This window comes from Streptomyces sp. NBC_00012 (genome assembly GCF_045040875.1).
Classification (GTDB): Bacteria; Actinomycetota; Actinomycetes; order Streptomycetales; family Streptomycetaceae; genus Streptomyces.
Map to the genome: position 1 here is coordinate 532,825 of NZ_CP108310.1, position 24,950 is coordinate 557,774.

Here is a 24,950-nt window from a genome sequence, read left to right on the forward strand (position 1 = left end):
AGCAGGGCGACCTGGGCGGTCGGGGCCTTCCCCTCCAGGACGGCCCGGACGCGCTGCTCCCTGACACGGGCCCACTCCAGTGCCGTCGGCTGACTGCCGATGGGCGCCGCCGGCACGGCGGCCGCCGTCCTGGAAGTACACCTCTTTGAGGGCTTCGGCGAGGGTGGCGAGGAGGAATCCGGTGCGCTCTTCGCAGGACATGATGAAGCCGAGCGCGGCGGCGTCGGCGAGGAGTGACCGCCGATACGGCAGCTCCGATCACACCGTGCCTCCCGGGAACGAGAGCACCCGGGTCAATCGTTGCGGCGAGGGCGTGACGGGGTGAACATCCGGCGGGAGAATGAAACGCCGATCTCCCAACGCCGTAGAGAGCTCGGGGTCAATCAGTGGCCACGGCGACCACGATCGCGATCACCGTGGCGAGGACGGCCAGTCCGCCGAGGAGGAACAGGCCGAGGCCCGCGCAGTTCGCGGCGAAGCTTCCTGCCGCGCGCCAGCCCTGGGGGGAGAGGCCGGCGATGCGGCGGGAGGGGGTTCTGGTGTACGGGGGGTTCTCGGCGTACGCGGAGATCTTGCCGTACAAGGCATCGGCGTCGTGCACGGGGCTTTCGTCGTATGCGGGGCCTTCGGCTCCTCGCGCCGGGTCTCCCGCGTGTTTCTCAGACAGTTCCCGCCCCTGCTGCTGGTACGCCAGGACGATCCCCGCCCAGCGGTCCGGCATCCGGGACGCGCCCGCTCGGCCCACCGCCTCCGCCCGCTCCCGCAGCTCCCCCGGACGCGGCCGGTCCGCCGGATCGGCCGCGAGGCACGCTGACACCAGCCCGAGCAACGGCTCCGGTACCCCTGTGGTGTCAACGGCGCCGCGTGCAACGAGCCCCAGCAGCCGTATGGGATCGCCGATGTCGGGGTAGGGCGCCCGGCCGGTCGCCAGGGTGCACAGCGTCGCGCCGAGCGCGTACACGTCCCCCGCCGGAGTCGCCGGTTCGCCGCGCGCCTGCTCCGGGGCTATGTACGCGAGCGTGCCCAGCGTCAGCCGCGTCCGGGTCAGATCAGTGGCGTGCGAGATACCGAAGTCGATGACTTTGACGCCATCGGCCGGCAGCAGGATGTTCTGCGGTTTGAGGTCTCGGTGGACCACACCGGCCGCGTGTAGCGCCGTCAGAGCCGTCGCGCATTCGGCGGCCAGCCAGGCGGCGGTCACGGCGTCCACGGGCCCGCCTCGGGCGACGAGTTCACCGAGGGAGGGCGCCGGTATGTACTCCGTCGCCAGCCACGGCCTCCGCGCCCCGGGGGCCGCGTCCAGCAGCCGGGCCGTATGCCGTCCCGGCACCCGCCGGGCCAGGGCCGCCTCCCGCGCGAACCGCTGCCGGTCGGCGTCGCCAATCTCGTCCTCCACCAGCAGCGTCTTGACCGCCGCCAGTTCGCCCGTGACGGAGTGCACGGCGAGGTAGACGCGGCCCATACCGCCGACGGCGAGCCGGCCCACCAGCCGGTACGGACCGAGGTCCGGCGGATCGGACCGGTGCAGCGGGCTCGGGGTCACACCAAGGCCAGACACAGCAGGCGCCCCCGTTCGGTGAACCGGTACTGCACGACGGCCTCTTCGGGGCAGCCCCGCTCGACCTGCGCAGAGGTGACCACCCGCAGCACCGCCCGCCCCCGGGGAGGCGTGCCGGAGCAGTCGACGGTGGTGGCGAAGACGGTGTCCCCGATGATCGGCATGACCTGGAGGACGGCGTTGTCCGTCGGCTCAGGCCCGAGCACACACTCTCCGTTGGTGAACCTGCGCTCCAGACACAGGCTGACCATGCCCGCGCCGCTTTGTCGCGTCCACGCCATCGCCCCGTCACCGCCCATGCACCGCTCGACGAGCCCGCCCTTCTCCCGCGCGATCACCCTCCACGGCGCATTGGTCGCGGTGCGGCAATCGGCGGTCCGGGGTGCCTCGTCCGTCCAGCCGTGTTCGAAGTCGAGGTCGGTGGTGACGCAGTCGCCTGTCGCGACGGCGTCGAAGGCTCGGTCGGTGGCGTCCGAGTTGTCCGCCTGGCTGTACCAGTAGTAGCCGTACGCGGCACCGCCGGCGAGGAGCAGGAGGAGGGAGGCCATGACGGCCTGTACGGAGCGGACCAGGACACGGGCACCTCCGCTGATGCCGGGGTGGTCGGCGGGTGTGGGGGTGGCGGCATTTGTACGGGAGGGGGCTTCGGCCTCCGCTGCGACTCCCGTACGGGACGGCCCTTCGGCCTCCGTACGCGCCGGGTCCCCGTGCGCGGTCTCGGTCTCGGGCGCCTCCCGGAGTACCTGCGTCGCCGCCGTCCCGTCCTGCGTCTTTTCACGCAGCACCCGCGTCCGTTCCTCATCCTCCGGCGCCTCGGCACGCGGGTCGGCGGTCAGGGCGCGGCCCTGACGTGCGTAACCCTCGATCAGCCGCGTCCACGGCGTCGGCAGCCATCCGCCCGCGTCCGGCGCCGTCGGCATCTCAGCCAGCTCGAAGGCGAACCGCTCCAGCAGTTCCTCCGCGCTCGGCCGGTCCTCCGGCGACAGCGCAAGGCAGGCGCGGACCACCGGCCCGAGTTCGTCCGGCAGCCCGGCCAGATCTGTGTCCGCCTCCGCCACGTACGTCAGCAGGAGCAGCATCTCGGTATCGGGCGGATAAGGGGAGCGCCCGACGGCGAGGTGGAAGAGGGTGGCGCCGAGCGAGTACACGTCGGACGCTGCGGTGGAGGGCTCACCGCGCGCCTGTTCGGGGGACGTGAACGCGAGGGTGCCCAGGGTGAGCTGAGTACGCGTCAGATCCGCCGCGTGCGAGATTCCGAAGTCGATGAGGCGTGGACCGGAGAGCTCCAGCAGCAGGTTCTGCGGTTTGACGTCCCGGTGCACGATGTCCTGCCGGTGCAGTTCCACCAACGCCTCCAGCGCGCCGCGCGTCACCCAGCGGGCGGCCGTCCCGGTCAACGGCCCGGCGCGGCGCACGAGTTCGGAGACAGACGGCGCGGGCACGTACTCCGTCGCCATCCACGGCCGCTCCGCCTCCGGATCGGCGTCCAGCACCCGGGCGGTGCGCACTCCCTCCGCGCGCCGAGCAATCTTCACCTCGCGTGCGAACCGCCGCCGGTCCACATCACCGATGTACCCTTCGGCAAGAAGCGTCTTGACCGCAGCCAGCGATCCGTCGCCTCGCGACCGGGCGAGGTAGATCCGCCCCATCCCGCCCGCCGCGAGCCGTCCGAGCAGCGTGTACGTGCCGAGGTCTGTCGGATCGCCCTCTTCCAGCGGCTGGATCCTCGCCCCACGGCCGGCCCCGAACGTCTCTCCCCCAGCGGTCAACGCCAGCCTCCCCCAGCTCCCCGTTCGCGGTCAGCCCCATGGTCGACCCCGCAGTGTAGCCAGGGGCCCTCATCCAGCAAAGTGGTCCGCGATCACGGCCGGCATCGCCCGCCGCCCCCTTACCAGCAGACGCCGACGCCCTGCGCACCCCTACCGTGACCCAACCGGGCTCTCGGAGGCACCGTACGCCCGCTCCCCCACACACCGTCCTCTCCTACTCTGGGCCGCCGCCCCGGCCCCGGCCGTGTCCGGTCACCTCTGCGCGGGCGAGGCATGCGTGGTCATCGCCGCCATCGCCGCGGTATCAGGCCCTACCCTCCTGGAGCGCCCGATCCCCGCGGTCCTGACCTTGCTCGCGGCGGCCGGCCTGTCGCTGCTCCTCGGCCGACGAGGACGTCGCCGGCAGCCGACCTGGGCGCGGGGTTGCTCGATGTGTCCGCGTTCCATCTTCGAGACCTACCCCCCTGCGTCTTGCCGAGAGCGACAGCGAGGTCGGCCTGAGTCATGCCGAGGCGGAGCCGTGCGCGGCGTACGCGACGGCCGATCTCTTCGGCTTTTCCCAGCATCAGCGCGCCCAGGCAGGCTTCAGCAGGCCAGTAGCCGTTTGGGGTGGACCCTCATGGTGCCCCTGTTGATGATCGCCCTCAGGCATCCTGAGCCTTTCCTGGTCCCGCTCTCTTTCATCCTGGGCGGCACCGTCGATCATTGATCGAGCCGTGGTTACAGCACGCCGAGGTCGATGTCCGGACGGCAGTGCACGCAGGCCCGGGCGCGGCGTTGTCACGTTGGTGGAGTGTTGATCGGTTGAGGGCGCGTCAGGGCGTGTGGGGGTTGGGTGGGGTCCTGGGTCACGCTGCGGTGGGTGGGGCGGTGGCGCCGGTGATCTGGTCCCGGATCACGAAGCGGACGGTCATCTCGGTGCGGTGGTCGGGGGCGGTCCTCCGGTGCCGGCGTGGCCGGAAGTGGGGTGAGATGCCGCTGAACGCGGCCAGGAATCTCTGAGCTCCTCCGACGCTGCGGAAGCCTTTCATGGCGCGTTCGCGCTGCCTCGTTGGCTGGTGGGAGTTCTCGGCCAGGCTGTTCAGGCCTTTGTGGGAACGGTGCTCGACCGAGGGCATCACCCCGCGGCCCTACGAAACCAGCGATGCATGCCGTGCGACGGACAGGACCGACTGATCCTCGATGGTGCGCTCCGGCTGGCTGATCTCGGCCCAGACCGCGTCGAGAGACAGGCCCAGGGTGTCGGCGATCGCTGCGATGGTCGGGAAGGCGGGGGTGGCCACACGACCGGATTCGATCTTCCGAAGAGTCTCCGGCGAAATGTGCGAAGCGAGTGCCACGTCGAGCATCGAGCGGCAGCCCCGGGCTCGGCGGAGCAGGGCGCCGAGACGCTGTCCGCGTTCTACCTCGGCGGGGGTGAGCGGCAACCTGACCATGCCCCCATTCTAATACCGGTACAGTTAGACCGGGATAGTTATTGGACGCACGTGAGAGGCCCCCATGATTGAGATCCTGAACTCCGCGCAGCTTGAGCGGGCGAGGGGCACCGGCACCCTGGTCGGAGACATCCTGCACACGCTGAAGCAGCGCAGCACGGTCGGGACGAACCTGCTGGACATCGACCAGTGGGCCAAGGAGATGATCACCGAGGCAGGAGCGCAGTCCTGCTACGTCGACTACGCACCTTCCTTCGGGCGCGGCCCGTTCGGTCACTACATCTGCACGGCCGTCAACGACGCCGTGCTCCACGGGCGGCCCCACAACTACACGCTGGCCGACGGGGACCTGCTGACCCTCGACCTGGCCGTCACCAGGGGCAGGGTGGCCGCGGACGCCGCGATCAGTTTCCTGGTGGGCAAGGCCAGGCCCGCGGAGAGCGTTGCGATGATCGAGACGACCGAACGGGCGCTCGCCGCCGGCATCGCCGCCGCAACGCCGGGGGCGCGCATCGGCGACCTCTCCCACGCCATCGGCACGATCCTCAGTGAGGCGGGCTACCCGATCAACACCGAGTTCGGAGGCCATGGCATCGGCTCGACCATGCACCAGGACCCGCACGTCGCGAACACCGGACGGCCCGGCCGCGGATACAAGTTGCGCCCCGGCCTGCTGCTCGCCCTGGAGCCCTGGGTCATGGCCGACACCGCCACGCTCGTCTCCGACGCCGACGGCTGGACGCTGCGCAGCGCGACGGGCTGCCGGACCGCACACAGCGAGCACACCATCGCCATCACCGACGACGGAGTCGAAATCCTCACCCTGCCCTCGCAGGCACAGCCGTAAGAGAGCCCACACCGCTGCCCCGACGGCACGCAGAGGACGGGCTCCTTGCTCGCGCGTGGGTTACTGCTCTGGCCGGAAGTCCAGCATGCAGAGCACCTTGTCGAAGCGGAGCGTGCCGACGGCGACGAAGACGGGCAGGCGGCCCTCTTGGATGGGAAACACACCCATGCGTACCCGCAACAAACTTGCCGTCGCCGTCGTCCGGCCGCGGGCAATGGTCAAGAGTTGTGGGTGAGTTGATTTCAGCTCTCGCTGCGGTGGTTGAGGCCGGTCCTGGCAGTGTTGCGGATCCGTTTGGTGCGGCCGGCTTCGGCGAGGATCTCGATGGCCTCGGTGTTCGTCCCGGCGGCGGTCTTGAGCTGGAGCCAGTTGGATGCCGCGAGCAGGTCGTCCGGCTGCCAGGGCATCTTGAGCGTGACGGCGCGGAAGAGTGACCACGCCCGCAGGCGCTGAGCCAGGAAGGGGTGGTCGATCGTGGCCTGGGTCAACGCCTGCGCCCACCCTTCGTAGACGGGACCGGGGTAAAGGCCGGCGGCTCGACGGTCCAGGTGCCGCAGCACGGCGGACTGGGCCATCGTCTGGTCCGGATCAGTGAGCACGCTGCCGACCAGGTCGACCTCGTCCGGGTCGGCAACGTGCCCCAGCTTGTCGAGGTAGGCCGCAAAGCGGACGTGCTCGTCCGGGTTCTGCATGATCTCGTGGACGTTCATGCGGCCGGCTTCTCGCGCTCGACCAGGACGCCGTTCTCGAATCGTGCGCCCGCGCGGACCAGGGACACCAGGTGGGCTCCGGCGATCGCGCGCCATCGCGCCTGAGCGGACTCGACCGGCTTGAACACCATCGCGAGCGCGGCCGCCGGACTGCCCGCGCCTCGCGTGACCTTGGTGCGGAGCTTGACCGTGGAGAAGGTCGACTCGATGGGGTTGGTGGTCCGCAGGTGAATCCAGTGCTCGGCAGGGAAGTCGTAGAACGCGAGCAGTTCGTCCCGGTCCTCGGTGATCTTCGCGACGGCCTTCGGGAACTTTGCCCCGTAGGTCTTCGCGAACGCCTCGATCGCCTTCTCCGCGTGGGTGCGGTCCTCGGCGTTGTAGATCTCCTGCATCGCCTTCGTCGCGCCGGGCTGCGCGGACTTGGGCAGGCAGTTGGCGACGTTGCGGGCTTTGTGAACCCAGCACCTTTGCGGCCTGGCCGCCGGGAACACCTCGGCGAGCGCCCGCCAAAGGCCCATGGCGCCGTCGCCGATGACCAGCTCGGGGTCACGCATGCCGCGTCGGCGGCAGTCGCGCAGCAGGTCGGCCCACGACTCGGTGGACTCGCGCAGGCCCTCGGCCAGGGCGATCAGCTCCTTCGTGCCGTCCAGACGGACCCCGAGCAGGACCAGGACGCACGAGTGGACCTGGCCGAGCCGGACCTTCGGGTGTACGCCGTCCGCCCACACGCAGACGAGGTCGCGGTCGGACAGGTCCCGGTTCTGGAAGGCGGAGTGGTCGTCGCTCCACTGCTTGGTCAGCCGTGTCACGGTCGCGGCCGACAGGCCGGCCGTGCCGCCCAGGAACTGCTCCAGCGCCGGGACGAAGTCGCCGGAAGACAGGCCGTGCAGGTAGAGCAGCGGCGGCACTTCGGAGATCTTCGGGGACTTGCGGCACCACGGCGGAAGGATCTTCGAGGAGAACCGCTTGCGCTCGGCGGTCTCATCGTCGACGCGGCGGTCATTCCGTCGATCAGGGAGCCAGACTGCGTGGAGCCGTCGTCGGTGACTACGCTGAGCACGGGCGTACCTTCCCGACCCGCGCTGCAACGCAGGCCTACTCGGAGACCTTAAGGATCATTCGGGAAGGTACGCCTTCTGCATGCCCTTCCGGAACCGATCCACAAGTCCTGAGCATTGCTCCGTCACCCAGGTGATCCGCATGTCGCGGGCGAATCCGTCGTACGCCGCCCGGGCCACCGAGCGGGCCTGTGCGACGTGACCCGCGTGCGCCGAGGTCCTGCACAACCAGGAGGGGGCAGTGACCGATCCCCGTGCCCGGTACGCCAGTTGGGCGTCCGGGACGTCGCCAGCAACTACACAGCTGAATTCCTCGCCGCAGCAACCGTGTGGGACACCCGCCAGATGATTCAAGCCCGGCTCCGACGGCGCGCCCGGCCTGAGACAGTCCAGCCACCCCACCGAATGACCCCGGTTGTCCGGGCGGATGAACGCCGGTGCGCTGAACAGACCCGAAGTCGCTCACACCCACCGGCAGTAAGTGTTATCGCTCCCGGCAGCCCTTCCCATCATCCAGTACTGCCACCCAGCGGAACGAAGCCGGTCCGGGGTCTCGGCCATGGCCCGCGGGTATGCAAGCGTCACATATCACTTGCGGGCGACGAACCCCCACTGATCGACGGGCTCAGCACCATCTTCGCTCCGGCTCGGACGCCACAGGGAGATGGACCCGAATCCCGGGTCGACCAGTTCCATCCCGTCGGCGCTAGCGAGGATCTCCTCAGGCTGGCGCACCAGGTAGGGCGGAGTGTCTCCGGCCGCGTAGGCCTCCTGGGCCGCCAGCGTCTGTGGTGTGGCGATCGTGTCGCAGAGCACCAGATAGCTTCCGGCTACGGTGCCGGCCATGTATCGGCGCATGAGGTCGATGCCGGACTGGGGATCGACATGTCCCAGCGTGGACAGCACCATGACGGCTACCGGCTGGGTCATGTCCAGGGTCTGTCCGGCTTCGTGGAGTACTTGTTCGGCTTCCAGCATGTCCGCGTGCACGTAATTCGTCATGCCGTCCGGTGCGCTCGTCAAGAGGGCGCGGGCGTGGGCCAGGACCAGCGGGTCGTTGTCGACGTAGACGATGCGTGCCTTCGGCTGGATGCTCTGGGCGACCTCGTGGGTGCTGTTCTGGACGGGGAGCCCGGTTCCGATGTCGAGAAACTGCGTGATTCCCGCCTCGTCGGCCAGGTAACGCACCGCACGCGCTTGGAAGGCCCGTGACGCACGGGCAAGGTCCCGGGTCTGGGGATAGCTCTCGATAACCTGGTCTCCCAGTTCCTGGTCGACCGGATAGTGGTCCTTGCCTCCGATCCAGTAGTTCCACACGCGGGCCGAGTGCGGTACGCCGCTGCGGATCTGGGCCTCGATCTCTGTCTGCTCAGTCATTTCGCTTCTCGTCTCGTAGTGTCTGAAGGGCAGCCTTGGTCCTCGGCATCATGCCAGGCCCGCCCACGTGACAGCTCGGAACGTGCCCTTCACGTCGGAGGCGACGTTGGTGGCGTCCACCTTGGCTTGCAGGGCGTACACGATCGTCTTGTGCCGCTCAGGTCGACGAAAGAGACCGTCTTATCCGAAGATTGCCGCTTTCTTCAAAGGGTGATCTCGTAGATGGCGGTGAGGCCCTTGCGGAAATCCTCTGGTCAACTGCCCCGACGAGCCTGGCATCGACCATGTCGGCTTCTGTCTCTCCCGCCAAGGGGCTCTGATGAGTTCCTCCGTACGCTGGGCGTTCGCGTCCCGCTGCCCCAGCTGCGCGCGTTTCTCAGTTAGCGCCGCACAGCGGGGCCTGGCGCACATCGCCAGGCCCCCTCCCGCGTCACCACCTGCGAGAGGTGGAGCAGCGCCCGCATCGATCACCATGCGTGGACTGTCACAACAGCCAGGCACTGAGCAGGGTTAGCAGCGCCATCGCCAGTGTCATAACCGCAGCGAAGGCAGCTCCCGCCCGCAGACACGCGGCAGGAACAGATGCTCCGTCCATGCGGTGGAGAATGCCCGAAATGCCTGCGAGGCCTGCGGCGACCAGCGCGGCAACGACGATGAGCAGGGCGACGAAGACGACGCGGGTTGGCGTGAAATGCACGAGTTCCCCCTTGGCCTTGGAGTTGTTCCCGCCCGCGCCTCGGGCGGCATGCAGGGAGACTCGCAACGGGATGCAGCGTCCGGCACGGCAACCGGACAGGAGCGGTGCAACCGCTCGTCCGGTGCTGGTCGAGGCCATACGCTGGGCTCTCAGCTGTCCGGCAGGTAGCCGGACACCATCACCAAAAAGCGGGTAGGGATGGGAACTTGGCCAATGACGACGGGAAGAAAGCAGCCCAGCACTTCACGGACCTGCTTCGCTCACTCGGCCAGATGCGCGCCCTGACGGGTCCTTCCTGGAGACACCTTGCACGACAATCAGGCGTGGCCAGCAGCACCATCCAAGACTGGGTGAAGCATGGCTCCACCCCGGATGAGGTCGACGGAGTGAAGAAGGTGGCCGAGCTGATCGTGGACGCGGCCCGGCAAGACCCCCGGGCAAACCCCGATGTTGTCGCTCGCATCGCCAGTGTGGACTGGACGGCAGCACACAGCGCTGCTCAGGCAGCTCGGTCTGGTCTGCGAGGAGAGCAAGCCGCGTCCAGCAGATCGCAACGCCTGAGAGCGGGGCGAATGGCCCGGGAACGGATTGCTGGACTGCCGGACAGGCCCAGCCCCATAGCGGACTGGGAGGCCCAGCAGCTGAACGTGCATGCAGCGGCCGCACCCGGAGACGACAGCTCGGCGGCAGCCGCTTTCGTGCTGCCTGCCTATGTGCGACGCCCGCACGACGAGAACGTCCGCCATCGGCTGATGAGCATCGTCAACGGCTCGAGGATAGAACTACTGGTGCTGCGCGGCGGATCATGCACGGGTAAGACCCGCACAGCCTACGAGGCTGTAACGCAGCACCTTCCAGACTGGCACCTCATCTACCCCAAGACCGCGGACGCGCTGGTTGCCGCCCTCGAAGCGAACGCCGTCACCGAGGGGACAGTGTTGTGGCTGGATGACGCCCAACAACTCTTCGAGCAGCCCGCCGGCGAGGAAGCGGCCGCAGCCCTACGCCAACTGGTTGAGCAACCAGGACCCGTCATCGTCCTCGTCACGATATGGCCAAGCGCCTACCTGCGGCTGACCGCACCTCCGATGAGGGACGCGCCGGACAACCATCCCCACGCCCGGGCCTTGCTACGTCCGTGGTCCATCATCGACGTGCCGGAGGAGTTCACCGGCGAGTCACTGGACGAGTTCTACCGCAGAGCAGAGGAAGACTCCGCTCTCAACGCGGCTCTTGCGTCCGTCGCACACCCCGGAGCTCTCACACAGACTCTGGCGGCCGGCCCCGACCTCCTGGACCACTGGCTCCACGCGGTCTGCCCATACGGCAAAGCGGTGCTGACGGCCGCGATCGACGCCAGCCGTCTGGGCCTGAGCAGGCCGACGACCGCTTTCCTTCTCAGCGCAGCACCAGGGTATCTCCGGGCGCACGAACGAGCCGAAGCCCCGCACGACTGGGGCCAGAGAGCACTGGACTACGGCTACGAACTCAGGAAGGGTGTCGCCCGCGCGCTCAACGCCGTCCCTCTCAGCGAGGGCATGGGGGCCGAGCCTGGCGTCCACGCCCTTGCCGACTATCTGGAGGAGCACGCCGCGCCGTTGCGCGAGGGTCTTGTTCCTCCTCCCAGTTTCTGGACTGCCATCGAGAGCGAAGCCGGCACTGCGGACGGCCTGTGGCGGTTCGGGCAGGTGGCCGCTCAGCTCGGGTTCCACGCTCAAGCCGAGCAGCTGTACTCCAGGGCGGTTCAGGCATCTGGCCATGCCGAAGCACTGTGGGGATTGGCCAGATACCGCGAGCTCGCCGGAGACCATCAGGAAGCCGAGAGGCTTGCACTTGAGTCCGAACGTGCTGGCAACCCCTACGGGGTCCGACGGCTCATGAAGATGCGCCGCTGGCCGGCCTCCGCGGAGCTCGCCGTCAGAGCCGACGCGGCAGGGTACCCACGCGCTCTGTCTCGACTCAGCTGGGAACTGGAGAACGTCGATGCCTTGGATCTTTTCGACGAGCTGTGGCAGATGGTGACTGAAGCTGGAACGTACGCTTCGGACTCGGTATCGAAGGAAGACGAACAGGGCTAGAAATATAGTCAGGCTGAAAGTGGACACCCCAGCCAGCCGCTGGGGTCAATGGCTTCGGTGCGCACGTGAGCGACTGCCGTCTGGACTCACTTGACCCATGGTGCTGGCCTGCCGCTCACCTCCGCCGCCGGACGAAACCTGCCAGCACCGCGGCCAGGACCACGCCGAACGCGACGACGATCGGCCAGACACTCCCGGTGAGCCAGTACGCACCGGTGCTGCAGACCACGACGAGAACGCCCCACACCCAGCCCACAACGGTGGACCGCTCGGCACTCTGGCTGGATGACCGCCTGACCACAGTGGCACCGAAGCGCTCCCGCAGCGCGACGCTCGGCCATCCGTCGCCAACACCTGACAGTAGCCAGACCGGATCCGTGTGCTGCCACCGCTGAAAATCCGAAATCAGGCTGTCCACTCGCCCGCCGGCCGCTGTGGCAAGACCGGCGTCGAGGCGCTCCACGTCGGCCAGGGTCTCCTCGAACAGCAGGCGGATGCCGCCTTCACCGCCATCGGCCAACGCCTCGGTCCGCAGTAGCACGAAGGGGCCGAACCGGGCGTCGATGAGCGCGACGAACTCATCGTAGAGGGGCGAGAACTGCGCGCCGAGCCGACTGGTCAGGCCCTGCCGCCGAGCGTGCAGTCGCGACAGCGCCGTCCGCTGGTCGACCACCAGGTACGGGTAGGCGGCCTCGCCCCACTCGCTCAGCAACTCCGCATGCTCATCGGTACCGGCGTCCTCGGTGTCGGCGATCCTCGCCTCCGCGAGGTCTCCGGGGCTGAACATCGCCCACCACAGCAGCGGTGGCCAGTTCTTGGCCTCCAGTTCCATCGCCCCGTCGAAGAAGTCGGCCCATTCACCCGCCGCCCCGTCCGGTGTGCGGGGCTGCCGGGCGCTGTTCAGATAGAGGCGCAAACTCATTTCGGTTCCCCACCTTCACTCGCGGATGCGCCGACCATGGGCGCACCGGTGGCCGCTGCAGCACCATCGTCCGCTATCACAGCTCCCTCCCCTGTCCGGCGGCTGCCGACGGTCGTCAACCTGGCGTTCATTTGAGGCCGGAGTGGGACAGGCCTTCGACGAAGTGGCGCTGGGCCAGGACGAAGACGATCAGCATCGGCACGACGGTCATGGTGGCAGCGGCGAGTTGAGTGTTCCACATCTGGCCGCCGTAGGCGTCGGTGAAGCGGGTCAGGGCCTGCGGCAACGTGAACAGCTCTGGTGACGTGAGGTACACCGTGGGTTCCAGGTAGAGGTTCCAGGAGGCGAGGAACGTCAGGATCGCCACCGCCGACAAGGCCGGTTTGGCCAGCGGCAGGCAGATCCGCCACCAGATCGCGGGCCGGCCGAGGCCGTCGAGGCGGGCAGCCTCCTCCAGCTCGACCGGGAGAGCGATGAAGAACTGCCGCATGATGAACGTGGCCAGCACACACGGTGCGGCCAGTGCGGTCACCAGGATCAGCGGCCAGTGCGTGTTGATCAGGCCGGCCGATTTGAACAGCTGGAACAGAGGCACGATCGTCACTTCGCTCGGCACCAGCATCCCGGTCAGCACCACCAGGAACAGCGCATTCGCCCCGGGAAACCGGATCCGGGCGAAGGCGTACCCGGCCAGACTGGACACCGACAGGGTGATCAGTGTGACCAGTGCGGCAATGTAGACACTGTTCAGATACTGCCGGGCAAAGGGCTGAAAGCCGAATGCCTCGGCGTATGCGGACAGTGTCGGCGAGTCGGTCCACAGCGATGGTGGGGCATCGAAGATTTCCGCCAGTGGTTTGACCGACGCGGCGACCATCCAGATCGTCGGCACCACGAACGGAATCGCCAGCACGCCCAGAGCGATCACCAACAATACCGACCGGACCCTGTCAGTCCTCATAGAACACCCACTTACGACGCAGCTGCCATTGCAGCAAGGTGAGCAGCATGACGAAGGACAGCAGCATCAGGGCCAGCGTCGAGCCGTAGCCGATGTCGTTGAACTCGAAGGCCTGCTGGAACACGTAATACACGAGGACCGTGGTGGACAGCTCCGGCCCGCCACCGGTCAGGACGGCGATCTGGGCGAAGGACTGCAACGCCCCGACCACCGTGACGATGACGGTCAGCAGCACCGTCGGTGAGATCATCGGCAACGTGATCCGGGCGAAGACCGTGCGGCTGTTCGCACCGTCGATCCGGGCGGCCTCGTACAACTCCTGCGGCACGCCCTGCAAGGCGGCCAGGAACAGCACCATGTTGACCCCGACGCTGCGCACCACCTGTGTGAGGATCACCGACACCATCGCGGTGTCGCCCTCCTGCAGCCAGTTCGGCCCGTCGATCCCGACCGTGCCCAGCAGGCCGTTGATGCCGCCGTTGTCCTGCAGCAGGAAGCCCCAGACCAGGGTCCAGGCGACCACGGAGACCACCACCGGGGAGAAGAACAGCATCCGGAACACCGTGACACCGCGGAACTTGCGGTTCAGCAGAACGGCGATCAGGAGCCCGAGCGTGATGTTGACGACCACCACCCCGCCGGAGAAGAGCACCGTTGCCAGCAGCACCTTGGGCAGTTGCGGATCGTCGGCCAGGGCCGCGTAGTTCTCGCCGCCGACGAAGGTCTGCTTGCCGGTGAAGACGTTCCAGTCGTTCAGGCTGTACCAGATCGCCATGCCGACCGGCAGCAGGACGAACACCGCCACCCCGACGAGCTGCGGCAGGATGAACAGGTAGCCGGTCAGCACGTCCCGCCGGCGGGTCGTCCAGAAGGTCGGCCCGGATGCGCGTGCGGCCTTGGCGGCGGCCGGCGCAGCCGCCTGCCCGGCGGCCTGCGGGGTGGCCCGCTCAGCGGCCCGTGGCCTGGTCACTTGGCCAGAATCGGATCGATCGCGGCGCAGACCGAGCGCAGGACGGCCGGGATGTCGGTATTCGGGCGCCACATCGCATCAAGCGCCGTCTTGCCCTTCTGGGCTATCTCCGCCGGGCTGGTGTGGTTGGGTAGCGTGACGGCGTCCGGCAGCTGGTCGACCACCGCGTCCTGCAGTTGGGCGGCGTTGAGGACCTTGTTGTTCGCGGCGAGCTTGTCCCCGGTCAGCAACGACTTCCGCGGCGGCGGGAAGTACTGGGCCAGCTTGGCGGCGTTCTCCGGATTGGTCAGGTACGCGAGGAAGTCCGCTGCCTGGTCCGGATGCTTGCTGGAGGCCAGTACGCCCACCCCGGCCTGGCCGAGGACGGAGTACTTCCCGCGGGGGCCCGCGGGCAGCGGGTAGAGCCCGAAGTCGAACGTGCCGGTCAGCAGCGAGGCCCGGGAGACCTGCGCGATGGTGAAGGCGGCATCGCCGGCGAAGAAGTCGGCGGTGGTGCCCGGGCCGGGCATCGCCTGGGTCTTGAACGCCGCGTCGTGCAGGAAGGAGAAGGCCTGCTGCATCTCGGGGCTGGCGAAGGTGCAGGTCTTGCCGTCCGGACTCCACGCTGACGCGCCCCAGCCGGTCCACACTGTGGCCAGTACGTTCCACGCCTTGTAGTCGAAGTCGCGGACGACGAAGCCGGCCTTGCCGGTCTTGGCGTGGACGGCCGCTCCGGCGGCTGCGACTTGATCCCAGGTCAGTGTGGCCGGATTGATCTTCTGTCCGGCTTTGGCGAGCAGATCGGTGTTCACGTAGAGGGCGTACGGCGAGTTGGAGAACGGGTAGGCGTACAGCGTGCCGTCGCGGCTGAGCTCCGCTGTCACGCTGTCGAGCAGGTCGTCGTACTTCCAGGCCGGGGTGGCCTTGAGTTTGTCGGTCAGACCGACGAGTGCGTCGGAGGCCATGAGATCCCGCGAGAGGTCGCCCATCCAGGCGAGATCCGGGGCGTTGCCTCCGGCGATCTGTGTGGTGAGCGTCGTGTTGTAGTCGGCGAATGGCAGGCTTTCGAAGGTGATCTTCGCGACGTCGGGATGGTCGGCCCGGTAGGCGTCGCCGATGCTGTCGAGTAGCTTCAGCTGAGCTTCGTCCGAGGTCCAGACCGTCATCCGCAGCTCTGCTGCCTTGTCCGGGGTGTCGGCCGCCGGCCCGGCGCAGGCCGCGCTGAGCGCAAGGACCGTCGTCAAGGCGACAGCGCTCAGCGCCTTTCTGGTTCTGATCATGGTGGTTCCCTTCGACGTGCTGGTTGGCCGGTCCGGCTCAGTAGCCGGCGCCCTCGGGCAGTGCAGTTCGACGCGATCTGTCCGGCTCAGTAGCCGACGACCTCGGGCCAGTGGAGTTCGACGCCGGCCTCGACCAGGCGACGTTGGAGCTGATCGACGAGTGCGGGTTCGGCGGCGACCTGCTGCGGGCTCAGTCCGCGGTCGAGGCAGAACGCGGTGAGCTCGCCCGCGGACTCACCGACGTTCCATTCGACCGGGTGGAGCCGGTAGGCGCCGTTGGTGATGTGGGTGGTGCCGATGTTCTTGGCGGCAGGGATCAGGTTCTGGGTCCGGACCGGGACCAGGGCGCCCAGCGGGATCTCGAACGGCGCCGACTCGACGTCGATGTAGTTGTCGCCGCCGGTCGAGGGGTGCAGGTCGATCCGGTACATCCCCACCCCGACGGATGCGTCGAACCGGGCCGGCCCGCCGGACCCGCGGGATGTGATCGAGATGTCCTGCTCGCGGACGGTGGTCAGCGCCTTGATCCGGCGGGATTCCCGGATGTACGGAGCCTGCGCGAAGCCGTCGTCGGTTCCCACCAGGTCCCCGCGCAGCCGCAGCCCCGGCCACCCTCGGCCGCCGTCGGGCCGGGGCGCCTCGGTCTGGAGCCAGTGGACGTAGGCCCGGGACTGCGCCTTCGCCGCGGCCAGATGGTGCAGTCGTTCGTCGGTGTCGATGATCGAGCCGCCGACGTAGTCCAGCTGGGGCCAGTTGGCCAGCACGATGTCGCTGTCGTACAGGCCGTCGGTGAAGGTCTGCCGGGCGGCGATCCGCCGGAACTGCCACAGGTCCTGATCGCCGGCGTCGAACCGCGGATCACCGGAGACGTCCTGCTCCGGATTCACGATCATGGTGCGCTGCTCCGGCGCCAGGGTGCGCGGATTGGGTGCGGTGAACGACAGCATCGGCGCGCCCCAGTAGGGCAGTTCGAACGAGCGCCAGTCGTCGTAGTCGTCGGGCCGGGCGATCGTGTGGTTCCCGGCGGTGTGGTCGAAGACGAAGCACCACGCGATCGACTGCACGTTGGCCGGGTCGGCGACGTCGGGAGCGCTCGGCTCACCGGTGTCGGACCGTGCCTCGGCGCCGACGACGTACTCGGTGCCGGTCAGCGGCAGCAGATCACCGGTCTCGGTGCCGTCCAGCACGAACTCCGCCGTGATCACGCTCTGCGCCCCGGTCCGCGGATCCGCGACCGTGACCGTGCGGACCACCCCGTCCACGGTCTCGGCCCCGACCGGGACCGCGGGCTGCAGGACGGTCAGCCGGCCGCTCGACCGATACGGCGCGAGGAGAGCGTCGATCACCGCGAGCGCCACTCGCGGCTCGTGGCACAGCCGGCTCACCCGGCCGCGCCCTGGGTTGAGTTCACGGTCCTCGCGGGCCGCCGCCGACAGCGGGTAGTGGTCCCGGTAGTAGCGACGGATGTTCTCCCGCAGCCTCCGGTAGCGGGCGGTTACGCCGAACTGCTCCACCCAGATGTGCTCGTCCGGTGGCACCGCCTGCGACGTCAGCTGGCCACCCAGCCACGGGTACTCCTCGGTCATCACCACCCGGTGTCCGCGCTGCAGCAGGGCGAGAGCGGCTGCTACCGATCCGAGACCGCCGCCTATGACCGCCACCTCTGTGGCGATCTTGTTCACGACAGGCCTGCCGACCGGGCGACAATGGTGTCGCCCGCTTCGACCTCGGCTGCCAGGAGCCGCTGGGTGTCCAGATCGGCCCACTCCTGTGGGTCGGTGGTGACCAGCTGCTGCAGCAGCTCGAGCGCTTCGGCGGCGACCCTTTTGCGTGGCACGCGAAAGCCCGTCAGCACCCGTCCGTCGGTGCGATGACCACGGACCTCACCGAACGCGGCGACCGAGATCTCGCCTGGCACGTCCACCCCGGCACCGACGAGCGAGAGGATGACATCCTCGGTGAGGAAGGCGTCCTCGGCGATGATCAGCGTGGCCTCCGTGGCCCGGGCCAGCCGGGGCAGCTCGGCAACGCGCTCCTCACCCACCAGCATGAACGCCATGCGGCCCGCCGCCGAGGCGGCCTCGACCGCGCCGCGCCGGTCCCGCGCAGTGGCGGTGTCGCGGCCGCGGTGCACATACAAGGCCTGGCGGTGTCCGCTGTTCGCAGCCAGGTCGATCACGGCGTCCGCCGGAGTGACATAGTCGACGCCGACGTACGGCACGGCCGCGGCCGTCTCGTCCCTGCGGCCGACCGCGACGAACGGGAACTGCTCGGCGACCAGCCGTTCCAGCTCGGACCCGACCATCTGCTGGCCGAGCAGGATGCAGCCGTCGGTGAGCCGCAGCCGGGTCTTGCGATGGAACAGACTGCGGGTGCCGTTCTCGACCGGCGAGGACGTGAAGAACAGCAGGTCCCAGCCGATCGCCTCGGCCGCACGTTCGATCCCGTTCAGCAGCGGGCCGTAGAAGTCCAGGCTCTCCGGCGACAGGGCTTCCTCGTAGGTGAAGACTCCGATGATCTGGTTGTCCAGACCGGCCAGCCGGCGGGCCGCCGGATCGGCGACGTAGGTGGCCTGCTCAAGCGCCCGCTTGACCCGCGCCCGGGTCTCTTCCGGGATACGCACGTTCGTGCCGTCACGGTCGTTCAGCACCACCGAGACGGTGGTCTGGCTGACTCCCGCGATCTCGGCGATTTCGCGCTGGGTGACCCGGCGCGGCTTCGTTGGCATCGATCCTCCGGTGATAATGCGTAACTTCAACAGACGTCGGCGACATTAAACCGCTGGAAACAAGAGCGCAATACCCCTTGACTATCGGGTTGTTCGCTTGAGACCGTCCGTGTCACGACTTTGAAGATAGGTATTATCACGACAGTTCGCGGCCAGACAGGAGCAGACGATGACGACCCCACCTGCCGAAGGCGCCCACCTCAGCCGTCGCGGTCTTCTCGGCGCGGCGCTCGCGGCCGGCGTCGTACTGATCGCCGAGCCCACCCCCGTGACGGCCCTCGCCGCGGACGGCGATGTCACCCTGACCGCCGGCGGGATCAGCCTGCTGGCCGGCATCGGCGGCCGGCTCGCCATACGCGACGCGGCCGGTGTCACCCGCAGCGCCGGGTCGAAGTTCCAGATCAAGGACCAGCTCACCGGCATCCACCTGTCGACCGGCGGCACCCCCGCACTTGCCACCCTGCGGGACGGAACACCGGCGATCCGGATGGACTACGCCTTCGACGCGGCCGCCGGGCAGGCCACCGTCACCGGCTGGTTCAGCGTCACCACCGAGCACGCCCGGCTGGAGTGGCGGATCACCGGCGCGGACACCCTGGTGCCGGACGGCTTCCTGTTCAGCCGGGCGATCCAGACGCCGACCGCGCCCGACGACTACATCGCGATCACCGAATGGGTCCGCGACGCCGGCGGCGGCATCCCCTACGAGGAAACCGTCGGCGTCGCACACACCTCGACCTGGGGCAGCCGGCACGGACTGTTCCTGCTGGACCGCTCACGCCAGGCCTGGACGAACGCGACCTGGGTCCACGCACCCGGAACGGCCGACCCGGCCGGCGGGTGGACCAGCCGGGCCGACTTCTTCTTCGCCGACACCAGGCCGTCGGCCACAGCCACCATCGGCCGCGGCCGCGAACTCGGCCTCGAGCTGACCACCGACCGCGACTTCAACCTCTACCAGGTCCCCGGCGAGCCGATGCAGCTCACCGCCCTGGTCGCCAACGGCGGCACCGCACGCCCGGCCGAACTGCAGCTGTCGGTACGCGACTTCGACGGCGCGCAACTGGCCGCCACCACCGTGACCGGCAGCATCGCCGCGGCGGGCACCTGGCAGCACACCTTCACCGTGCCCGCGCCGGCCGCCGGCATCGCGCTCGCCGAGGTCGTCGTACGTTCCGCAGACGACGGGGCCTTCGCCCGGACCAACCTCGCTACCCTGCCACCGTTCACCTACCAGGCCGGCGCGGACAGCATGTTCGGGATCGCCAACTACCCGTGGCTGCAGCGGCCGAGCGCCGACGCCGTACTCGACCTCTGGCAGCGGGTCGGCATCGCACTGGTCCGCATCGCCTACGACGGCAGCCCGGGCTTGCCGCCCTCAGCATTCGACGCACGTGGCATCCGCCACAACATCGAACTGCAACCGTCACTCGACGCGACCGACACCGAGGCCGCAGCCTGGGCAGCCGACAAACTGACCGTGGCGCAAGGGGCCGGAGCCGGCTACTTCGAGGTCGGCAACGAACTGAACCGGCCGTTCAACACCGGAGCAGCCGCCCAGGCCTACCTGGACACGGCGCTGCGCCCGGTCTTCGACCGACGGGCCGCGACCGGCGCCGCCGTCAAGCTGATGAACAACGGACTCGCCGGGATGGACAAACCCTGGGTGGAGACCTTCATCGCCGCCGGCGGCTGGGACCTGATCGACGCGTTCGCCTATCACCCCGGCCGCGGCAACTTCACCCCGGACTACATACCGCCGGGCGACGACTGGAGCACCGGCCCCGAAGGCACGTACTGGAACTTCTACGGCGGACTGAAGCAACTGAAGACGCTGATGGCGCAGCACGGCGAGAAGGAGGTCTGGCTGACCGAGGCCTACGCGCCGACCAAGCCGAACAGCTGGTGGCACGACACCTACCGGCACGCCGCCGAGAACGTCCTGCTCAGCCTGGCACTGGCGAAAGCCGAAGGCATCACCTGCGTGTGCTGGTACCAGTTCCACGACAGCGTGCTGGGCATGCCGCAGGTCGCCGATCCGGGCAACGTCGAGTACCACTACGGGCTGATGAACCGCGACCTCAGCCCGAAGCCGTCGCTCCTGGCGTACGCGACCGCGGCCCGCGTACTCGATCAGGCCACCTTCCAGGGCTGGCTGACCTTCCCCGACCCGCAGACCTTCGGCCTGTGGTTCGACACACCCGACGGCCCGGCGGTCGTCCTGTGGAACCGGGCCGACGGCTACTTGCTGAACACCTCCGGCCGGCGCACCGACTGGCACTTCCCCGCCCCCGAGGTCTGGATCGACCCATGGCCGGCCAAGACCCTCCTCACGGTCACTGCCGGCAACGCCGTACGCCAGCTGGACGCCATCGGCCGCAGCCAGCAGCTGTCATCGGCCCGGGGCCAGGTGACACTCACGCTCGACGGCTCGCCACGCATCTTCTACGGCCTGACACCACTGGCCAAGCCCGGCGTCAATACGCTGGCGGGCTGCGGCTGGCGGAGGCCCGGCGAACAACCCGGCGACCGGTTGTTGCAGCCGCCCGGACCATCCGAGAGACGTTCCGCAAGGTGATCATCCCGCTCGCCGCACCGGGCATCTTCACCACCGCGATCACCACCTTCACCGCGGCCTGGAACGGGTTTCTCATCGCTCTGTCGGTGACGAACCAGCCCGGCATGCAGACAGCGTCGGCCGCCATCTCCACGTTCGCCGGCGCCACCCGGTTCGAGACCCCTTCCGGCAGCCAGATGACGGCAGGGGTCCTGGCACCATCCCTCTGATGATCATGGTGCTGCTCTTTCAGCGCCGCGTCGTCGCCGGACTGACCGCTGGCGCGGCAAAGCAGCCGCCCAACACTCCCGCGTCCAAGGAGCAAACAGCCGCATGTCCGTTCCCAGTGCCCCACCGTGGTGGCGCAGCGCCGTCATCTACCAGGTCTACATCCGCAGTTTCGCCGACCACAACGGCGACGGCGTCGGCGACATCGTCGGCATCCGCTCCCGCCTGCCATATCTCAAGTCGCTCGGCGTGGACGCCATCTGGATCAACCCCTGGTACAAGTCGCCGATGGCCGACCACGGTTACGACGTAGCCGACTACCGCGCGATCGATGAACTGTTCGGCACCGTGGCCGAGGCCGAGCAGCTCATCGCGGAGGCACACCGGCACGGGATCCGCGTCATCCCCGACATCGTCCCGAACCACACCTCCGACCAGCACGCCTGGTTCCAGGCAGCCCTGGCCTCGGGCCCCGGCAGCCCGGAGCGGGAGCGATACATCTTCCGGCCCGGCCGCGGCCCCGACAGCACCCAGCCGCCCAACAACTGGGTCTCCGAATTCGGCGGCCCGGCCTGGACCCGGCTGCCCGACGGCGACTGGTACCTGCACCTGTTCGCCCCCGAGCAGCCCGACCTCAACTGGAACCACCCCGACGTCCACGCCGAGTTCGAAGCCATCCTGCGGTTCTGGTTCAGCCGGGGCGTGGACGGCTTCCGCATCGACGTCGCCCACGGCCTCGTCAAAGACCCCGAACTGCCCGATCTGCCACCCCGCCCCGACCCGGACCGCCAGCAGCCCCGGCAGCACACCGATCACCCGCACTGGGACCGCGACGACGTCCACGACATCTTCCGCACCTGGCGCAAGGTCGCCGACGAGTTCGAGGGTGACCGGTGCTTCGTCGCCGAAGCCTGGGCGGACACCCCGGAGCGCCTCGCCGCCTACGTCCGCAAGGACGCCCTGCACACCGCCTTCAACTTCGACTTCCTCATGGCCGGCTGGGACGCGAAGGAGCTGCGCACGGTCATCGACGACTCCCTCGCCATGCTCGGCGCCGTCGGCGCACCCGCCACCTGGGTCCTCTCCAACCACGACGTCATGCGCCACCCCAGCCGCTACGGCCGAAACGCCGCCAAACGCTGGGCCGCCGGCGAGCGCTACGAACCCGACGGCCCTCTCGACCTGGCCCTGAGCACACGCCGCGCCCGCGCCGCCGCCCTCCTCACCCTCGCCCTCCCCGGCGGCGCCTACATCTACCAGGGCGAGGAACTCGGCCTCCCCGAGGTCGAGGACCTGCCCGAGGACGTCCTGCAGGACCCCATCTGGGAACGCTCCGGACACACCGACACCGGCCGCGACGGCTGCCGGGTGCCCATCCCCTGGTCCGGGCAGCACGCGCCGTTCGGCTTCAGCCCCGACCACGCCACCACCACGCCCTGGCTGCCCCAGCCCGCCAACTGGAACGAGCTCACTGTCGAGGCACAGACGGGCGACCAGACCTCCATTCTGGAGCTGTACCGCACCGCCCTGCGCCTGCGCCGCGAACACCCCGCCCTCGGCGACGGCACCATGACCTGGCTGGACACGCCACCCGGCGTCCTCGCCTTCCGCCGCGACCCCGGATTCGTCTGCGTGGTCAACCTCTCCGCCGCCCCGTACCCACTCCCCGACCACTCCTCCGCCCTCCTCGGCAGCGCCTCCGCCGAGGACAGTGTGCTGGCAACGGATCACGCGGTCTGGCTCGAAGTCTAGGATGTGCACAATCAGCCATATGAAGATCACAGCGGGCGCGCCGCCCACGCACAACAAGCCTGCCGACCTCGCCCTGGGATTCCTGACGGGTGGTGTGATCGGGGCGTCGCTGACCGCCTTCATCAGCGGGTGCGTCGTCGAGAAGGCGTCGTTGATTGTCCTGGGGCTCGTTCTGCCCGCGGCTTACGGTCTGCTCTTCTTCCTCTGCACTCTGCCGCGCCGGGCCCGTGAGGCGGCGGTCGTACCGCGTACGGCGCTCGCGGTGATCGAGAGTCTGGAGGCCGTCGGGGGTGAGACCAGCGACGTGCCGGTGCGGTTCGATCTGTCCGTCGCGCCGGACGACGCAGCCGCGTTCCGTGTCGAGATACGGCAGGACGTCAACCTCGTCGAGCTGCCCGAATACCGGCCGCGCGGGGTCCTGGTGGTGGAATATCCGCCGGACCGACCGTGGAAGACACGGATCGTGAAGCGGCCGACGCCGCAGTGGGAGCAGCGGGCCGCCGTGGCCCAGGTGGACTCGGTGCCCGGTCCGGCCATGAAGAGCGATCCCACGGAGGGCTGTGCCGGCGGTCTCCTCACTCTCCTCGGGCTGCTGCTCGGCGCGGGCGCCGTGCTCCTGCTGTTCCGTGCCGACCTGTTCGACTCCCACGAGGGCGACAGCGGCGCCCCAAAGCCGTCCGTCTCCTCCTCGCCCTCCACGACCACCGTGACGTCGGCGACGGGCACGGTTACCCTTGGTCCGGGCCAGTCGATGCTCGACGAGGGCGAACTGCGCAAGGCCGTCGAGTCGTTGACGCGGGGCGCGGACAAGCGTCAGGCGCTCACCGTCGTCGTGCAGGACCGCCTGCTGACGGTCGTCTTCTCCCCCACCGGCGTGAAGACCGCCGCGTTCGACCCGAGATCCTTGCCCTACGACCGCGTCCCCGGCTTGGTCGAGGAGGCCAGGACCACCCTCGGCGTCGAGTCCCCGCAGAGCTGGCAGCTCACCGCCGACGGGGTCTCCGGCTCGCTCACGCTCCGTGTCATGGTGACCGGCGACGGGGGCACGGGAACGCTGGAGGCGGACGGGCAGGGCAAAGTACTGCGGCGCAGCGGCAGTTGACCGGATCGGCAGGAGGAGGGGCGCATGGGGTGGGACGAGTTTCTGGTGCTGTGGTGTGCGGTGTGGGGTGTGGTGGCGTTGGTCGGGTTCGTCCGGTCGCTGGCCGGGGTGACCAAGGCGCAGCGGACGGTCCGGCTCACTGGGCGGATCGAGCGGGTGCGGGAGCCCCGGCACGGCGGGTCCCGGAAGGGCGGGATATCGGTGGTCGTCTCCTACCGCGACCCGGCCTCGGGTCAGGAGGTCACCGTGACGAACGACGGTGAGCGGGGCGATACGATCATCACCTGTGCGTGGGAGGGCCGGGAGATCGGGGTCAGCCACCCGCGAGGCAGACCGCACGCCTACCGGTTCTCCAACACACCACAGGAGGCCAGTCGTGGGCTGGGCTGGCCAAGTTTCGCGGTCTTCCTGGTCTACGTCGGGCTGGTGGTCCTCGCCGCGCTCGAGTGGGGGTGGCCGTGGGCGCTGGTCGGCTTCGGCGGGCCGTGGGCGGTCTCCGGCGCCGTTCATCTGCCCGGGGCCGTACGCGCCAAGAACCGCCGCATCGAGAGGCTGGCTGCGATGGACACCGTCCCGGGACGGGTCGTCGCGGTCCTGAAGGACGTCAGCGTCGACGACGACGGCCACACCTCGACCACCATCACCCCGGTCGTGTCGTTCACCACCCGTGAGGGCACTGCCGTCACGGCCTACTGCACGTCGAACCTCCCGGACCTCGCCGGCGCGTACGGCCGCGACGTCACGGTTCACTACACGTCCGCCGACCCGGCCGATTTCACGCTGGACCGCGCGGCCGATCACCGCTCGAAGGAGCGGGACGTGATGTTCCACGTCCTGGCGATCGTCGTGCTCGTGGCGACGGCCGTGGTCGGAGTGGCGATGCTCTGAGGCCCAGGAGGGGCCATGGACCAGGTGGGTCACCTTCTCCCATGGCTCTACGA

Annotated in this window: 18 protein-coding genes and 4 pseudogenes; 7 read left to right on the forward strand and 15 right to left on the reverse strand. The window is 68.8% G+C overall.

Features of this window, described 5'->3' with window-relative positions; genetic code table 11:
• Positions 1–379: 379 nt before the first annotated feature.
• From OHA19_RS41825 to OHA19_RS41845, 5 genes and pseudogenes are all read right to left on the reverse strand, one after another.
• Positions 380–1,543, reverse strand: coding sequence for a serine/threonine-protein kinase (locus tag OHA19_RS41825; protein WP_331763073.1), 1,164 nt, complete (start codon positions 1,541–1,543; stop codon positions 380–382).
• Positions 1,540–3,327, reverse strand: a complete 1,788-nt coding sequence (locus OHA19_RS41830; protein ID WP_331749815.1) for a serine/threonine-protein kinase — start codon at positions 3,325–3,327, stop codon at positions 1,540–1,542. The genes OHA19_RS41825 and OHA19_RS41830 overlap by 4 nt, the downstream gene beginning before the upstream one ends.
• 417 nt (positions 3,328–3,744) lie before the next feature.
• A pseudogene (locus tag OHA19_RS41835) lies at positions 3,745–3,893 on the reverse strand (helix-turn-helix domain-containing protein); the annotation flags it as partial.
• Between the two features lie 282 nt (positions 3,894–4,175).
• Positions 4,176–4,454: pseudogene (locus tag OHA19_RS41840) on the reverse strand (DDE-type integrase/transposase/recombinase); the annotation flags it as partial.
• 3 nt (positions 4,455–4,457) lie between these two features.
• On the reverse strand, positions 4,458–4,763 hold the full coding sequence (locus tag OHA19_RS41845) for a helix-turn-helix transcriptional regulator (RefSeq protein WP_331749813.1): 306 nt from the start codon (positions 4,761–4,763) through the stop codon (positions 4,458–4,460).
• Between the two features lie 64 nt (positions 4,764–4,827).
• Between OHA19_RS41845 and map the strand changes: the two genes are divergently transcribed.
• Positions 4,828–5,610: a type I methionyl aminopeptidase gene (map, locus tag OHA19_RS41850; RefSeq protein WP_331749811.1), complete on the forward strand. Its 783-nt coding sequence runs from the start codon at positions 4,828–4,830 to the stop codon at positions 5,608–5,610.
• 242 nt (positions 5,611–5,852) lie between these two features.
• On the opposite strand, the gene OHA19_RS41855 is transcribed toward map, so the two are convergent.
• From OHA19_RS41855 to OHA19_RS41870, 4 genes and pseudogenes are all read right to left on the reverse strand, one after another.
• The gene (locus OHA19_RS41855; RefSeq protein WP_331749807.1) at positions 5,853–6,320 is read right to left on the reverse strand and encodes a hypothetical protein; all 468 of its coding nucleotides are present in this window, start codon (positions 6,318–6,320) and stop codon (positions 5,853–5,855) included.
• Positions 6,317–7,330: pseudogene (locus tag OHA19_RS41860) on the reverse strand (IS256 family transposase); the annotation flags it as partial. The gene OHA19_RS41855 and the pseudogene OHA19_RS41860, both read right to left, overlap by 4 nt.
• 636 nt (positions 7,331–7,966) lie before the next feature.
• Positions 7,967–8,755, reverse strand: a complete 789-nt coding sequence (locus OHA19_RS41865; RefSeq protein WP_331749805.1) for an SAM-dependent methyltransferase — start codon at positions 8,753–8,755, stop codon at positions 7,967–7,969.
• 484 nt (positions 8,756–9,239) lie between these two features.
• Positions 9,240–9,590 (reverse strand): hypothetical protein, encoded by a 351-nt coding sequence (locus OHA19_RS41870; RefSeq protein ID WP_405722588.1) that lies wholly within the window; start codon positions 9,588–9,590, stop codon positions 9,240–9,242.
• A 614-nt stretch (positions 9,591–10,204) separates the two neighbouring features.
• Here OHA19_RS41870 and OHA19_RS41875 point away from each other — a divergent pair.
• Positions 10,205–11,530: a tetratricopeptide repeat protein gene (locus OHA19_RS41875; RefSeq protein ID WP_405753478.1), complete on the forward strand. Its 1,326-nt coding sequence runs from the start codon at positions 10,205–10,207 to the stop codon at positions 11,528–11,530.
• Between the two features lie 115 nt (positions 11,531–11,645).
• Here the strand turns inward: OHA19_RS41875 and OHA19_RS41880 are convergent, their stop codons facing one another.
• The 6 genes from OHA19_RS41880 to OHA19_RS41905 form a co-directional block, all read right to left on the reverse strand.
• Positions 11,646–12,452 carry a hypothetical protein gene (locus OHA19_RS41880; protein ID WP_331749798.1) on the reverse strand — a complete coding sequence of 269 codons (807 nt, stop codon included), beginning with the start codon at positions 12,450–12,452 and terminating at the stop codon, positions 11,646–11,648.
• Positions 12,453–12,579: 127 nt separating this feature from the next.
• The gene (locus OHA19_RS41885; protein WP_331754426.1) at positions 12,580–13,413 is read right to left on the reverse strand and encodes a carbohydrate ABC transporter permease; all 834 of its coding nucleotides are present in this window, start codon (positions 13,411–13,413) and stop codon (positions 12,580–12,582) included.
• Entirely contained in the window at positions 13,403–14,260 is an 858-nt protein-coding gene (locus OHA19_RS41890) for a sugar ABC transporter permease (protein ID WP_331750738.1), read from the reverse strand. The genes OHA19_RS41885 and OHA19_RS41890 overlap by 11 nt, the downstream gene beginning before the upstream one ends.
• Before the next feature lie 119 nt (positions 14,261–14,379).
• Complete coding sequence (locus tag OHA19_RS41895; RefSeq protein ID WP_331754428.1) at positions 14,380–15,642, reverse strand: sugar ABC transporter substrate-binding protein; 1,263 nt, start codon at positions 15,640–15,642, stop codon at positions 14,380–14,382.
• A gap of 86 nt (positions 15,643–15,728) precedes the next feature.
• Entirely contained in the window at positions 15,729–17,315 is a 1,587-nt protein-coding gene (locus OHA19_RS41900) for an FAD-dependent oxidoreductase (protein WP_331750735.1), read from the reverse strand.
• Between the two features lie 5 nt (positions 17,316–17,320).
• The gene (locus OHA19_RS41905) at positions 17,321–18,370 is read right to left on the reverse strand and encodes a LacI family DNA-binding transcriptional regulator (protein WP_331749788.1); all 1,050 of its coding nucleotides are present in this window, start codon (positions 18,368–18,370) and stop codon (positions 17,321–17,323) included.
• A gap of 169 nt (positions 18,371–18,539) precedes the next feature.
• Between OHA19_RS41905 and OHA19_RS41910 the strand changes: the two genes are divergently transcribed.
• From OHA19_RS41910 to OHA19_RS41930, 5 genes and pseudogenes are all read left to right on the forward strand, one after another.
• Positions 18,540–20,948, forward strand: a complete 2,409-nt coding sequence (locus OHA19_RS41910; RefSeq protein WP_331749786.1) for a hypothetical protein — start codon at positions 18,540–18,542, stop codon at positions 20,946–20,948.
• Positions 20,930–21,222: pseudogene (locus OHA19_RS41915) on the forward strand (ABC transporter permease subunit); the annotation flags it as partial. The gene OHA19_RS41910 and the pseudogene OHA19_RS41915, both read left to right, overlap by 19 nt.
• Positions 21,223–21,260: 38 nt before the next feature.
• Positions 21,261–22,907, forward strand: a complete 1,647-nt coding sequence (locus OHA19_RS41920) for an alpha-amylase family glycosyl hydrolase (protein ID WP_331754432.1) — start codon at positions 21,261–21,263, stop codon at positions 22,905–22,907.
• 19 nt (positions 22,908–22,926) lie between these two features.
• The gene (locus OHA19_RS41925) at positions 22,927–24,009 is read left to right on the forward strand and encodes a hypothetical protein (RefSeq protein ID WP_331754435.1); all 1,083 of its coding nucleotides are present in this window, start codon (positions 22,927–22,929) and stop codon (positions 24,007–24,009) included.
• 24 nt (positions 24,010–24,033) lie between these two features.
• Positions 24,034–24,897: a DUF3592 domain-containing protein gene (locus OHA19_RS41930; protein WP_331754438.1), complete on the forward strand. Its 864-nt coding sequence runs from the start codon at positions 24,034–24,036 to the stop codon at positions 24,895–24,897.
• Positions 24,898–24,950 lie beyond the last annotated feature (53 nt).

Coding starts and splice junctions, on each gene's coding strand:
- OHA19_RS41845 (WP_331749813.1), bottom strand. CDS start 4,763: ATGGTCAGGTTGCCGCTCACCCCCGCCGAGGTAGAACGCGGACAGCGT.
- map (WP_331749811.1), top strand. CDS start 4,828: ATGATTGAGATCCTGAACTCCGCGCAGCTTGAGCGGGCGAGGGGCACC.
- OHA19_RS41855 (WP_331749807.1), bottom strand. CDS start 6,320: ATGAACGTCCACGAGATCATGCAGAACCCGGACGAGCACGTCCGCTTT.
- OHA19_RS41865 (WP_331749805.1), bottom strand. CDS start 8,755: ATGACTGAGCAGACAGAGATCGAGGCCCAGATCCGCAGCGGCGTACCG.
- OHA19_RS41870 (WP_405722588.1), bottom strand. CDS start 9,590: ATGGCCTCGACCAGCACCGGACGAGCGGTTGCACCGCTCCTGTCCGGT.
- OHA19_RS41875 (WP_405753478.1), top strand. CDS start 10,205: ATGAGCATCGTCAACGGCTCGAGGATAGAACTACTGGTGCTGCGCGGC.
- OHA19_RS41880 (WP_331749798.1), bottom strand. CDS start 12,452: ATGAGTTTGCGCCTCTATCTGAACAGCGCCCGGCAGCCCCGCACACCG.
- OHA19_RS41885 (WP_331754426.1), bottom strand. CDS start 13,413: ATGAGGACTGACAGGGTCCGGTCGGTATTGTTGGTGATCGCTCTGGGC.
- OHA19_RS41895 (WP_331754428.1), bottom strand. CDS start 15,642: ATGATCAGAACCAGAAAGGCGCTGAGCGCTGTCGCCTTGACGACGGTC.
- OHA19_RS41905 (WP_331749788.1), bottom strand. CDS start 18,370: ATGCCAACGAAGCCGCGCCGGGTCACCCAGCGCGAAATCGCCGAGATC.
- OHA19_RS41910 (WP_331749786.1), top strand. CDS start 18,540: ATGACGACCCCACCTGCCGAAGGCGCCCACCTCAGCCGTCGCGGTCTT.
- OHA19_RS41920 (WP_331754432.1), top strand. CDS start 21,261: ATGTCCGTTCCCAGTGCCCCACCGTGGTGGCGCAGCGCCGTCATCTAC.
- OHA19_RS41925 (WP_331754435.1), top strand. CDS start 22,927: ATGAAGATCACAGCGGGCGCGCCGCCCACGCACAACAAGCCTGCCGAC.
- OHA19_RS41930 (WP_331754438.1), top strand. CDS start 24,034: ATGGGGTGGGACGAGTTTCTGGTGCTGTGGTGTGCGGTGTGGGGTGTG.